Source organism: Pantoea sp. SGAir0180, from assembly GCF_043546245.1.
On sequence record NZ_CP028071.1, the window covers coordinates 1892864 to 1905366 of the forward strand.

Annotated in this window: 15 protein-coding genes; 8 read left to right on the forward strand and 7 right to left on the reverse strand. The window is 53.7% G+C overall.

Features of this window, described 5'->3' with window-relative positions; genetic code table 11:
• Window positions 1–43: 43 nt before the first annotated feature.
• A complete protein-coding gene (locus tag C1N58_RS08815; protein WP_033741178.1) occupies window positions 44–808 on the forward strand; it encodes a meso-2,3-butanediol dehydrogenase in 765 nt (254 codons plus the stop codon).
• Window positions 809–979: 171 nt separating this feature from the next.
• Here C1N58_RS08815 and C1N58_RS08820 read toward each other — a convergent pair whose 3' ends face one another.
• A complete protein-coding gene (locus tag C1N58_RS08820; RefSeq protein ID WP_033741176.1) occupies window positions 980–1255 on the reverse strand; it encodes a hypothetical protein in 276 nt (91 codons plus the stop codon).
• Between the two features lie 701 nt (window positions 1256–1956).
• Here C1N58_RS08820 and C1N58_RS08825 point away from each other — a divergent pair.
• Together C1N58_RS08825 and C1N58_RS08830 are read left to right on the forward strand one after the other, a co-directional pair.
• A complete protein-coding gene (locus tag C1N58_RS08825) occupies window positions 1957–3168 on the forward strand; it encodes a diguanylate phosphodiesterase (protein ID WP_006119001.1) in 1212 nt (403 codons plus the stop codon).
• 228 nt (window positions 3169–3396) lie between these two features.
• Window positions 3397–3630, forward strand: a complete 234-nt coding sequence (locus C1N58_RS08830) for a DUF4060 family protein (RefSeq protein WP_006119000.1) — start codon at window positions 3397–3399, stop codon at window positions 3628–3630.
• 49 nt (window positions 3631–3679) lie between these two features.
• Here C1N58_RS08830 and anmK read toward each other — a convergent pair whose 3' ends face one another.
• Entirely contained in the window at window positions 3680–4801 is a 1122-nt protein-coding gene (anmK, locus tag C1N58_RS08835; RefSeq protein ID WP_006118999.1) for an anhydro-N-acetylmuramic acid kinase, read from the reverse strand.
• Between the two features lie 282 nt (window positions 4802–5083).
• Here anmK and slyB point away from each other — a divergent pair, with 282 nt between their 5' ends.
• Complete coding sequence (slyB, locus tag C1N58_RS08840) at window positions 5084–5551, forward strand: outer membrane lipoprotein SlyB (protein ID WP_006118998.1); 468 nt, start codon at window positions 5084–5086, stop codon at window positions 5549–5551.
• A 46-nt stretch (window positions 5552–5597) separates the two neighbouring features.
• Here slyB and slyA read toward each other — a convergent pair whose 3' ends face one another.
• Complete coding sequence (gene slyA, locus C1N58_RS08845) at window positions 5598–6035, reverse strand: transcriptional regulator SlyA (protein WP_006118997.1); 438 nt, start codon at window positions 6033–6035, stop codon at window positions 5598–5600.
• Window positions 6036–6178: 143 nt separating this feature from the next.
• On the opposite strand from slyA, the gene C1N58_RS08850 reads away from it, so the two are divergent.
• Genes C1N58_RS08850 through C1N58_RS08860 form a run of 3 tightly spaced genes read left to right on the forward strand, consistent with a single transcriptional unit; the run spans window position 6179 to window position 9281 of the window.
• Complete coding sequence (locus tag C1N58_RS08850) at window positions 6179–6421, forward strand: DUF1656 domain-containing protein (RefSeq protein WP_006118996.1); 243 nt, start codon at window positions 6179–6181, stop codon at window positions 6419–6421.
• A gap of 5 nt (window positions 6422–6426) precedes the next feature.
• Entirely contained in the window at window positions 6427–7284 is an 858-nt protein-coding gene (locus tag C1N58_RS08855) for an efflux RND transporter periplasmic adaptor subunit (protein WP_394564879.1), read from the forward strand.
• Window positions 7281–9281, forward strand: coding sequence for an FUSC family protein (locus C1N58_RS08860; RefSeq protein WP_394564807.1), 2001 nt, complete (start codon window positions 7281–7283; stop codon window positions 9279–9281). Before C1N58_RS08855 ends, C1N58_RS08860 begins: the two co-directional genes overlap by 4 nt.
• On the opposite strand, the gene C1N58_RS08865 is transcribed toward C1N58_RS08860, so the two are convergent.
• The 4 genes from C1N58_RS08865 to C1N58_RS08880 form a co-directional block, all read right to left on the reverse strand.
• On the reverse strand, window positions 9282–9749 hold the full coding sequence (locus C1N58_RS08865) for a hypothetical protein (RefSeq protein ID WP_039340576.1): 468 nt from the start codon (window positions 9747–9749) through the stop codon (window positions 9282–9284).
• Between the two features lie 142 nt (window positions 9750–9891).
• On the reverse strand, window positions 9892–10410 hold the full coding sequence (gene sodC / locus C1N58_RS08870) for a superoxide dismutase [Cu-Zn] SodC (protein ID WP_394564808.1): 519 nt from the start codon (window positions 10408–10410) through the stop codon (window positions 9892–9894).
• 82 nt (window positions 10411–10492) lie between these two features.
• Complete coding sequence (locus C1N58_RS08875) at window positions 10493–11389, reverse strand: aldo/keto reductase (RefSeq protein ID WP_033741168.1); 897 nt, start codon at window positions 11387–11389, stop codon at window positions 10493–10495.
• Between the two features lie 65 nt (window positions 11390–11454).
• Complete coding sequence (locus C1N58_RS08880; RefSeq protein ID WP_191091045.1) at window positions 11455–11745, reverse strand: DUF1289 domain-containing protein; 291 nt, start codon at window positions 11743–11745, stop codon at window positions 11455–11457.
• A 124-nt stretch (window positions 11746–11869) separates the two neighbouring features.
• Here C1N58_RS08880 and C1N58_RS08885 point away from each other — a divergent pair, with 124 nt between their 5' ends.
• Complete coding sequence (locus tag C1N58_RS08885) at window positions 11870–12472, forward strand: TetR/AcrR family transcriptional regulator (protein ID WP_006118989.1); 603 nt, start codon at window positions 11870–11872, stop codon at window positions 12470–12472.
• Window positions 12473–12503: the final 31 nt, after the last annotated feature.

The following is a 12503-nucleotide window of genomic DNA, read 5'->3' on the forward strand; positions in this document are numbered from 1 at the left end:
TAAACGCGTATCAACAGAAAAGCAACGCCATTAAGGAGGCAACATGTCCAGATTTACAGGAAAAATCGTTGTAGTGACAGGCGCCGGATCAGGAATTGGCGCAGCGAGTGCAAAACGCTTTGCGGAGGAAGGCGCGTCTGTTGTGCTGGTGGGACGTACCCGGGATAAACTGGAAAAGGTCGCGGCACAACTGTCGGGTCAGGACCATATGGTTGCCGATTGTGATGTCGCTGAAGCCGACCAGGTTCAGGCCCTGGCAAGCCGCGTTGAAGAAAAATATGGCCGCGTTGATGTGCTGGTGAATAACGCCGGGATCATCGTGCAGGGCCGCATTCACGAGATTGAACTCGCTGACTGGAAAAAGCTGATGAGCGTTGATCTCGACGGCGTCTTCCACTGCGTGCACTATTTTATGCCTGCCCTGCTGAAAACCCGGGGCAACGTCGTGAACATTTCGTCAGTATCAGGCCTGGGCGGCGACTGGGGCATGAGTGTGTATAACGCGGCGAAAGGCGCAATCACCAATTTTACCCGCTCACTGGCGATGGACTACGGCACCGATGGCGTGCGGGTCAACGCCATTTGTCCTGGCTTTACGTTTACCGACCTGACCGAAGGCGTTAAGAACGATCAGGCACTGCTTGAACGCTTCTACGACCGTATTCCGCTGCGTCGCGCCGGGGAGCCGGAAGATATCGCTGATGCGATTGCGTTTATTGCCAGCGACGACGCCCGCTACATTACCGGGGCGAATCTGCCTGTCGATGGCGGCCTGACCGCCTCAAACGGTCAGCCTAAACAGGCTTAACCGACTTAAGCAGCTGTTCGCAGCTGCTTTTTTATTGACTGCACGACAGCGCCGCTGCCCGTTATTTCACGGGTTCAGCAACTGCCATTTCAACTTCTGGCATTCACGTCGGGCTGACCGGCGCCCTCCGCCTTCTGACATCATAGTCCCTGCTTTATCACGCAGCCTTATTCAGGATGATTTTGGCGTATGTCGTGTCGGCAGCGGACGGCCACGGGAAGTGAGACGGTTGCCGGCTGTGGGACAGACATAGTGGCTCAGACAGACCGTACACAGAATCGCTTCGGGATGATGGATTTTTGCCACTGTCAGCGCCTGCTGACGGCTATACAGTGAACCAATAAATTCCCGGCCACGGCTGTTATAAAGATGAACACAGCCTTCTTTATGAATGATCCATCCGCTTCTGTTGTATGGACACACATAATAGTAGCTTGATTTAAGCATGGTACTGCCCCCGGTGGTTGCTGTATCAATCAGGTGAGAAAAAACAAAGTATGATTTTATTTAATAATGTAGCGTCATTAACACTAGCTGAGAATTATGCCTAAAACTACGCAGGCAATTATAAAACGGTGGTTTTGAGATTTATTCGCAACCTATCTTCGCCCTTCCGTTAATGTTGTATCAGCATCCTGTTTTACAAAACGGTTTATACGGAAAGTTCGGTTCGCCGTCTTAATCATTACGTTCGGCCTTATCGTCTGGCCTCCCGCTAAGAAAAACATACCAAATCAAGGCACTACCCTTTTTAAATCCCGTGCAGGAGACAATAAAAGAGAAAATTTGATTACCTCGCGTAACCTGACTGCTGAGGCAGAGAAACCGCTTTATTAACCGTTCATAAACTGCAAAAAAGACACCAGGATTTCCTCGCCGGACGTCGAAGTACTGATATAATGGAAACGATGCGATACCACGCTGGTAAAGAAAAAACCAGAGCAAATCGGTTGATGCCCGACAGCGTGATCTGAACGCTATTAACCCGTCTGTGACAACGGAACCTCACAGGTAAGCACCCTCCTTGCGCCATGCTGGAAACGCCTGGCTCAAACACATTTTGCAACGGGATTCACGCAGGCTCGGGGCCGCCCGGTCTGGGTTTTGGCAATGTGTGCGGTAAAAAGAACAAGAATCTGGAAGACGTTATGTTGTCGACAATTATCTATCGCAGTCACATCGCTGATCATGTTCCACTGAAAATGCTGGAAGGCCTGGTCGCTAAAGCCAATAAAATTAATGAGTCATCAAGCGTTACCGGCATCTTATTATTTAATGGCACCCATTTTTTTCAGGTTCTTGAAGGTCCAGAGAATGATGTACTGGCGGTTTACGAACGTATCTGCCGTGATACCAGCCACCATAATATTGTGGAATTAATGCGGGATTATGCGCCTTCCCGCCGTTTTGGTAACGTGGGCATGGAGCTGTTTGATCTGCGTGAATACGATAAAACCACTGTGCTTAATGCCGTGCTTGAAAAAGGCACAACCAAATATCAGCTGACCTATGAAGACAGAGCGCTTAAATTTTTGCGCACCTTTGTCGAAGCACGGGAAAAAGAGAATTATTTTGAAATTCCCTCAGCGGAAAGCTGGGATTTTATCAGTGATGATGAGGAAGTGCGCGAAGGTGACGACGCGCTGATTAATCACGAAGGCGTCAATTTTGCTTTTCAGGCGATTATCGATCCCCTTGCACGTAAAATCGTCTCGCTGGAAGCCCTGCTTCGGGGCTCGCAGGGCGAAACACAACAGGATTACTTTTCACGCCTCCCGCCGGAGAACATCTACCGCGACGATCTGCAGTCCAAACGCATCGCTTTTGCACAGGCGAAGGCGCTGGGGATAGACGGCATTATGCTGTCAGTCAACCTGTTGCCCATGTCGCTGGTGCTGGTGCCGGATGCCGTAACGTTTCTGCTTACTGAAATCTACGCCCACGATTTGGTTCCTGAGCAGATCGTGGTCGAGTTTACCGAAAATGAAATCATTTCCCGTCCTGACGACTTTGCAGCGGCGCTGAAACAGCTCAAAGCAGCGGGCATCAGCGTGGCACTGGACGATTTTGGCGCGGGCTATGCCGGGCTATCCTTACTGACGCAGATTCAGCCCGACAAAATAAAAATTGATCGCAGCATTATCAGCAATGTGCATAAAAGCGGCCCGAAGCAGGCTATTGTGCACGCTATTTTAGCCTGTTGTTCGTCACTGGAAATTACCGTGATTGCAGAGGGCATTGAACAGCCCGAAGAATGGATGTGGCTGGAAGCGGCCGGCGTTTCACAATTCCAGGGGTTTCTTTTCTCCTGGCCGAAAGTCAACGGCGTCTCCTCTGTTACCTGGCCTGAGTTAAAATAAGACGGTTATCCGCAGGAAAGTGAATTTTTCGTTCTTCCTTGCCGGACTGAAAACGCGCTGCTAAATATTAGAAGCGCGTTTCAGATTGTGTCATCGCATTGCAATAGTCGACGTGCACGCTGTTTTTAAATTATCAAAGATGTTAAGCAGTCAGATGTTCAGTGTTAAAGGCCGAAGTCACGCGCCGTCTTCAGGCGCGCCCCACAGGTACAGCATTTGAGGAACTGAATGAAGCAAATCATCCGCGGTGATAAAGAACCCGTCCATATCGTAGCCGCCTCGCGCGCGCTTGAAGCCCATATGTCCCGCTATGGTGAGGGAAATAAATACCATCCGGTTATCTATTCAATTGCCTATCGCAGCAAATACTACCAGGTTGAAGTCATTACACGACGTGAAACGATCGTCGCCACCGTCATTACCGGCGTGCGTAAACTGACGCACCTGCCCGGCGTGGCCTGATGCTGTTTTACGCGCCTTCTGCTCAGGGGACAAACCTGTCCCCTTTCTCTCAGCGGTAAAAGCGCGGATTCGCCGGATAAATCGCCCCGATGATGCTTTTCTCCCGCGCCCCGGTCACCGCAGGTAAATTGCCCGGCAAACCAGACAGCGTGCGGTAAGCCAGCCAGGCAAACGCCAGCGCTTCCATATCGTCACCATTAATCCCGACGGTATCGGTTGTCGTGACTTCTGTTCCGGCCAGATGCGCCGCCAGGCGGGCCATCAGCAACGGATTTCGGCTGCCGCCCCCGCATACCAGCAACCGATCGCAGCCATCATTGAGTTGCACCTGTTGCGCAATGGTCACGGCGGTAAACTCGTTTAGCGTGGCCTGCACATCCTGAGCAGCGATGCCGGGAAAGTGGCGCAAATGCTGTTCAAGCCAGCCCAGATTAAACAGTTCACGTCCGGTACTTTTGGGCGGCACCCGCGCCAGCCAGGGTTCACGCAGTAGCGCTTCCAGTAACGCAGGACTGACCTTACCGCTTCGCGCCCAGTTCGCGTCCTTATCGTAGGCTTTCCCCTGATTACGCCATATCCATGCGTCCAGCAGCATATTGCCCGGCCCGGTATCAAAGCCGCGCACGGGCTGTCCCGGAATCAGCAGGGAGAGATTGGCAATACCGCCGATATTCAGCACCATGCGCCGTTCCGTGGCATCCATCAGCAGGGCCTGATGAAAGGCAGGCACCAGCGGCGCGCCTTGCCCACCCAGAGCCATATCGCGCCGACGGAAATCCCCGACCACCGTCACGCCTGTTGCCGCCACTATCTGGTTGTTATCGCCAATTTGTAAGGTATTGGGTGCCGCGCTGTGCGGCTCATGCCATACCGTTTGACCGTGACAGCCAATCGCCACCACATCGCTCATCTCCAGCGCCTCGCGCTGCATAAGCGTCAATACTGCGTCAGCGAATAGCTGGCCCAGTCGCGTGTCCAGTTGCCCCAGTTGCGACAACGTCACTGCCTGGCCCTGACAAATCGCCAGAATGCTTTGGCGCAGGTCGGGCGGCATGGGATGGCAATAGCTCGCCTGCTGCGCCACCATATTTTCGTCGATGGCGGCCAGCACGACATCGACCCCATCAAGGCTGGTACCCGACATCACGCCAATGTAGCGTCCTGATTTCATAGCCGTTCCTTTCATCGGGGTGAAAAAGTGAATACGCTGCCTGTAGCCTGACAAAATATCGGCCCTGAATCCATGATTACTTTGTTTTAAATCAACAAACTGTCTGGTGGTTAACGTCCTGGATATTTTTATGATTGATTGAATCATTGTTAAAAATTTGCGGTCTATGCTGTCGACAGCCAAGTTTTATTCCGCAGAAGGTTAATTCGCCAGGTTTCTGTCTTATACTGTTTACAGGATTTCGCGATAGAGATGGCGCATTCTTGAATAAAGGAGTTTCAAATGATTAAGCGTTTAATTGTGGTCGCTTTGACTGGTGCGATGCTGGCGGGCTGTAGCAATACCGATACGTTATCGGGCGATACCTACAGTGCCAGTGAGGCCAAGCAGGTACAAAGTGTTTCTTACGGTACCTTAGTCTCAGTTCGCCCGGTTAAAATCCAGGGTGGAGACGACAGCAACATCATTGGGGCCATTGGCGGTGCTGTACTGGGTGGATTCCTGGGTAATACCATCGGCGGTGGTGCAGGACGTAGCCTGGCAACAGCGGGGGGCGCGGTGCTGGGTGGCGTTGCAGGTCAGGGCGTACAAGGCGCAATGAACAAAACTGACGGCGTTGAGCTGGAAATCCGTAAGGATGACGGCAACACCATTATGGTGGTGCAGAAACAGGCAGCCAGCCGTTATTCAGTCGGACAACGTGTTGCGTTGGCCACCGACGGTAGTCAGGTTACCGTTTCTCCGCGTTAACGCAGTGACCAACCGACGCCGGTGCCGGTCGCACTGCGCGTCGGTCTTATTTCTCTTTGTTTTGCAGTTCGAGAATATTCTTTTCAAGACGCGCAATCAGCGTCACCATTTGGTTGATTTCGTCGCGGCTGATACCGGAGAGAATGTCATCCCGGGTAATATCAATCACGTGTTCAACCTGCTGAATGACTGGCTCTGCCTGTTGTGTCAGCTTAATGCGTTTGGCCCGGCGATCGTGGGCGCAAGTGGTCCGGGTAATCAGCCCTTTCTCCTCAAGTTGATCCAGGGTTCTGACCAGAGAAGGCTGCTCGATACCAATGGCTTTCGCTAACTGGATTTGCGACTGCTCAGGCGGCAGTTGATGGATATTGTGCAGTGTTACCCAGTGCGTTTGAGTCAGCTCTAACGGCTTCAAACGTTGATCAATCAGTGCTCGCCAGATTCGCACCAGCCTGGACAGATCCGTGCCGAGAGGGGTATCCATGCTATCTCCTTATAATGTATGTACGCAGCTATCAAGCTGCATTGTATAGCATTTTGCAAGCCCGAAGTTTAAATTACAAATAACCAAGTGAACAGTTTCGGCTGAAATTGTTTCACGCACAGGTTCCAGGATACTGCACTGCAATGGATATCATTCGCCAAGGATTTTTCAGCATCAGCCCGCTTTCCGAATTGATTTTCGGCGCCTCACTCTATTTCCCTCCTCTGTTTAAAGCGGTGCTGGCCGGTTTTGTTCTCTGGTTATTTATCCACCCGCTTCTGCGCGGCTGGCTTGCGTCGGGTGAGGTCTGGCATCCCACCTTGTTTGATCTCTCGCTGTTTGTGTTGTGTGTAACAGGCGCACTCTGGTTAATGGCGCACGGATGAAAAAGATGAACCTTTCAGGATTAAAGTACTTTTCTACGTTGATTGTTTTCACGCTGGCGCTTCTCAGCGCCTGGTGGGCCTGGAACTACTACATGCAGTCACCGTGGACGCGCGACGGCAAAGTACGTGCCGAGCTGGTCACGATCACCCCGCAAATTTCGGGACGGATCACGGCACTGAACGTGGTCGATAATCAGTTTGTACATAAAGGGGATCGGTTACTGACGCTGGATCCTGTGCCCTGGCAAATCGCTTTGCATAGAGCCGACGCACAGCTGAGTCAGGCGCAGGCCGATATGGCGAAAGCCCAAAATGAATTCAACCGGCGCAGTAAACTGCCGCGCAATACCATCTCGGGCGAAGATCTGGATGTCGCCCGACTGAATGCAGCGGCGGCGCAGGCCAACGTCAAGGCCGCGCAGGCCGCGCGTGAACAGGCCGCATGGAATTTACAGCAAACCACCGTGAACGCCCCCACGGACGGTTGGGTCAGCAATCTGACCCTACGTCCCGGCAATTTCGCCACGGCTGGCACTCCGCTTTTTGCGCTGGTGGACAGTCACGCTTTTTATGTCGTGGGCTACTTTGAAGAGACCAAATTGCGCCATATTCGTCCGGGTGCGGCCGCGCAAGTGACGCTCTACAGTACGGGCCGGCAGTTATCCGGTCAGGTTGAGAGCATAGGGCGCGCGATTTACGATCAGAGTCTGGACGTCGACAGTGGGCTGCTGCCCGATATCAAGCCGAACGTGCCCTGGGTGCGCCTTGCTCAACGTGTTCCTGTACGCATTCGTCTCGATGCTCTCCCGGATAACGCTCTGTTAATCGCCGGTACGACCTGCACGATTACGATACAACCATGAACCTCAACGGACTGGCCTGGCAAAACCTGCCCTGGCTGAAAGCGGACAGCAATCAGTGGCGTTATGCTCTGCGTAACGCGACTGCCATGTGCCTGGCCCTGAGCATTGCCTATGGACTGGATCTTAACGAACCCTACTGGGCCATGACCTCCGCTGCGGTGGTAAGCTTCCCGACAATCGGCGGTGTGATCAGTAAGAGTCTGGGACGTATTGTTGGAAGCCTGCTGGGGGCAACGGCCGCCTTGCTGATTGCGGGCCATACGCTTAATGAACCCTGGCTGTTTGCCTTTTTTATCGCAGGCTGGCTGGCGCTGTGTACCTGGGTGGCCAACCACTATCAAAATAATGTCGCCTATGGGTTTTCGCTGGCCGGGTACACTGCGGCGATCATTGCCTTTAGCTGTGTCAATCTGACCGATATCAGTGGCCTGTGGGACATTGCCCAGGCGCGCGTCTGTGAGGTGATTTCCGGGCTGCTCTGTGCGGGTTTAATGATGATGATCCTGCCCAGTACGTCAGACGGTGAAGCCCTGATCACCGCCCTGAAGCAGATGCACACGCGTCTGCTGGATCACGCCACGCTGCTCTTGCAGGACACCCGGAACGACGAGATCCGTCACGCTCACGAAGCGGTGATTGGCCAGATCCTGACCATGAATTTATTGCGTATCCAGGCATTCTGGAGCCATTACCGCTTTCGTCGCCAAAATAACGTTCTGAACTATATCCTGCATCAGCAGCTTCGTCTGACCAGCGTCCTGTCCAGCCTGCGGCGCATGCTGCTGAACTGGCCAGATGCGCCGGAAGCGCTGTATCAGGCTTTAACACGCATTATGCAGGAGCTGGCAAAACCGGACTGTGATAAGTACCGGCTGGCAGCTTTGTTACGCAGCATCACCCCTGCCAGCGATGGTGATTACCGGCAACGGGCGTTTTGTCAGCGGTTGCGCTACTTCTGCTGGATGTACCTCAATGTGTTGCGCTGGATAAGGCAGCTGGAACAGGCTGATGCCGATACCCGCTTTCAACCGCCTGCAGTGTCTGCGCTGGCCAGCGAAAGTGACAGCGCCGAAGCCAGCTGGAGTGCGCTACGAACATTCAGCATCATCGTGGCAGGCTGCGCATTCTGGATCGCGACACAATGGACCTCGGGCGCCTCGGCCCTGACGTTTACGGCGATTGCCTGTGTCCTTTACGCCTCGGCCCCTTCGCCCACAGGCAGCATTACGCTGTTACTGAAAACGTTGCTCTGGCTGTTTGCTTTTAGCGTGCTGTTTAAATTTGGTGTGATGGTGCAGTTTAATCAGCTGTGGCAACTGCTGGCCATCCTGTTTCCGCTGCTGCTGACGCTACAACTGTTCCGGGTACAGCAAAAACAGCGGGCGGCGATGTGGGGCCAGTTTATTGTTTTTTTGGGGTCGTTTCTGGCCGTCACCAATCCGCCCGACTGGGATTATCAGGGGTTCGTGAACGATAACATAGCGAAAGTCTGCGGTGTGCTGCTGGCCTGGCTGGCTTTCCAGATCCTGCGTCCCAGCTCCGATTCACGCCGCAGCCGTCGCCATATCCAGGCGTTGAGGCTGGCGTTTCTGGATCAGCTTCGTCAGCATCCCCACCGGGATCAAAACCGTTTTGAGTCGCTGATTTATCATAAAATTGGTCAACTCAGTAACAGTAAAGATGAAACGGCGCGCGTCTGGCTACTGCGTTGGGGCGTCGTTCTGCTTAACTGTTCCCATCTCGTCTGGCAACTGCGTGACTGGCAAACAGACACCCCGATACTGAACCAGTACCGGAGCGAAGCATTGCACAATCTGCAGAATATTATGAGCTTACACGGTGTGCAGCATCGCCACCTGGACACCGCGCTGGACGCGCTTCAGGGCCTCACAGAAGAGGCGCTTAGTGTCAACAGTGCCGACGCCAGCACCCTGGCCGGCCTGCTGTGGCGGTTGCGCTGTTCACTGGCGCAGCTGAAACAGGCGATTCCCGACTGATTACTGGCAATACTGCTGGTGCTGCCGGTTAAAATCATCCTGAAGTTGCTGAACGGTTTTTTGCCCTTCGAACCGGGTTTTATCGGCTTCGGAAACAGGCTCAATCACCAGGGCTTTTTCGTCGGGTGAATAGATAAAACGCCGGTAAATCATCGACCCCGTAAAACTTTTGCCCAGGATGCCACCACAAATCATTGTCGTGTTGTGCCGGTAAATGGTGGTATCCGTGAAATTGGTTTCCGTGGCGCTGCGCAGAACATTCTGGCAATGCTGCGCTTCAAGCTTTTGCCGCACATCCCGACTGAGCCGTTCACGGCCCTTCGCAATCTCTTCGCAGCGAAGGCGTGCTGAACTGGTATCAATGGTGCGCTGCAGTTCACGTCCTGTTTCTGTGATCAGTTGCGTATCATTGGGTTTATCGCATCCTGCCAGCAACAGACACAGTAGCCAGGCGCCCTTCCATTTCATTTGCACTGCTCCTCAGTTTGTCAGGCTTTGTAACGGGAATCAGTATCATAGGGGGGAATAAGACGATGATGCTACAACAAATTGTCAACAAGCGAAAAGCCGTGATGGCGGCAAAATCTGCCGCCATCAGCGACACTCAGCGTCAGATAACACCGCAGGCAAACCGTGCCCCGCCACCGCCCAAAGGTTGTGGGTGATCCGCATGGTTATCCCCGCCCACATGCACCATCAACGCTTTGCCTTTCACCTCACTCAGCGTTTTAATGCGCGGTGCCAGCACCGGATAGGTGGCTTTACCCTGCGCATCGACATAGAGCGCAGGCAGGTCGCCTAAATGGCCCTCAGCATAAGGCCCCAGGTGCTTGCCGGTGTTCGCCGGATCAAGATGCCCCCCTGCCGCCCCCGCGGCCACCCTTTTTCCTTCCGATTCGCCGGGTTCACAGCTGCCTTTCGCATGGACATGAAAACCGTAAATGCCCGGCTTCAGTCCTTCCAGCATGGGCGTCAGTTGCAAACCGTATTGCGTCTCTTCAATATTTACCGTGCCGATGGCATTGCCGATTCCCTGCGCCGAAACGGCATGAATTGTCACCTGTTCGCTGGCCGCCTGCGCGGCACCGCAGGCTAACAGCGTCGCTATCGCAATTGCGTTCACTTTCATTGTGGCTCCTTTTTGCTCTGGGGTTCAGCTTAAGCCTGGCCCCGTAGCGCAAAGATTGCCGCAAATTGACGAATGTTTACGCTCAGGGCACGTCATAGCCCAGTGCGGCTTTGCGGATGCGGAACCACTGCTGCCGACTGAGCGTCAGCCCGGCCGCCCCTGCCGCTTCTGTAATGCGATGGGTTTTGCCTGACCCGATGATGGGTAAGGGTTTACTCGGCAGACGCATCACCCAGGCATAGACGACCTGCTCAAGGCTTGATGCCCCGATCTCCTGACGAATGGCTTCAAGCTCGTCGCGCAGCGGCTGAAAATGCGGATCGCTGAACAGACGTCCGCCTCCCAGGCACGACCAGGCCATTGGGCGCAAACGCTGCTGCTGGCAGTGATCCAGCGATCCATCAAGCAGAACATGTTGCTGAACGGGTGAGATCTCAAGCTGGTTGGTCACGAGGCTAAACGGCAAACGAGACTGCAGCAGGGCAAACTGCGAGGGGGTAAAATTGGACACGCCAAAATGCAACACTTTGCCTGCCTGATGCAGGTGCAGAAAGGCTTCGGCAACCTCATCGGCCGCCATGAGCGGGTCGGGGCGATGAATCAACAGCAGATCAAGGCGATCGGTATTGAAATGTCCCAGCGAGCGTTCGGCACTGGCCACAATATGCGCTTTTTCCGTAATGTAATGGCCAATCTGGTGTTCAGGTTTTGCGCGGGTCGCGATACCGCACTTGGTGACGATCTGCAGCCGATCACGTAATCCCGGGGCCTGTCTGAGCGCCTCACCAAATGCGGCCTCACAGCGGTAATCACCATAAATGTCGGCATGATCGACCGTCGAAATGCCCAGTGAAAGATGGTGCTCAATAAACCCCACCAGCTGCTGTGGTGTCATGCCCCATTCCATCAAACGCCAATAGCCCATAATCAGCGGTGAAAAGTCGGGACCCTGTGGCGCGATGGCTTGCGGTTGTAACATGGTGTTCTCCCTGTGGCCTTGAGGCTGAATGTGTGTCAGGGAGTATAACGGAAATCACCATGCGGTCAGAATAAGGTGGGTTGCTGCGGTTCCTGCGGTTCTTCTTTGTGCTGCTGACGTAACAGGCGCAAACGGCGCTGGTGACAGAGGCGGAGCACCTCACGCTTTTGACTGTCGCTGTATTGCAGCCAGTTAAAACGTTCCTCACGGCTGCGCAGGCAGCCTTTGCAGTAGCCACGTGAATCGGTTTCGCAAATACGCCGGCAGGGACTGGGTACCGGAAAAAACTCAAGCTGCTCTGCCACAACGGCCTCTACTGAAACGGTGATACGTCTATTGAAGCCAGAGTCCGGCATTTGTGCAAGAAATAATCATAACTTGAACAATTTATTCATTCTAAATCACCTTCAATTTAACACTGCGTGCCTGGCGCGCGATAAAAGTTTGCATTAGACCGATTGGTCTACCAGGATGAACCCCATGAATAAGATGCCGCAACGTAATGAAACCCGGGAACACCTGCTGACGACAGGCGAATCGCTTTGTCTGCAACGGGGCTTTACCGGCATGGGCCTGAGCCAGCTACTGAACCAGGCGCAGATCCCTAAGGGATCGTTTTATTACTATTTTCCCTCTAAAGAAGCCTTTGGCGTGGCGTTGCTTGAGCGGTACTTTGTCCGTTACCTGCAGAACCTTGAGCAGCAGCTCTTCCAGCCTGCGGGATCGGCGGGTGAGCGATTACTGGCCCATTTTCGCCATGCGCTCGATCTGTTTGAACGGCAGGGCAATATTGTGGGCTGCCTGAGCGTAAAATTATCAGCCGAAGTCTGCGACCTGTCAGAGCCTATGCGCATAGCCTTGCAGCAGGGAGCCAGCCACGTTATCGCCGCCTATGCTAAGGCGCTGACGCAGGCACAGCACGAAGAGGATTTATCTCTACCCTCGCCTCCGGAGCAACTGGCTGAACTGCTGTATGTTCTCTGGCTGGGTGCAAGTTTACAGAGCAAGCTATCCCGTAATGCACAGCCCATGCGGCTGGCCTTAATTACCATCGAGCAGTGGCTAACAAAACCGCTGGTTTAAAAAAACCACCATTTGTAGACGACCGGTCTAC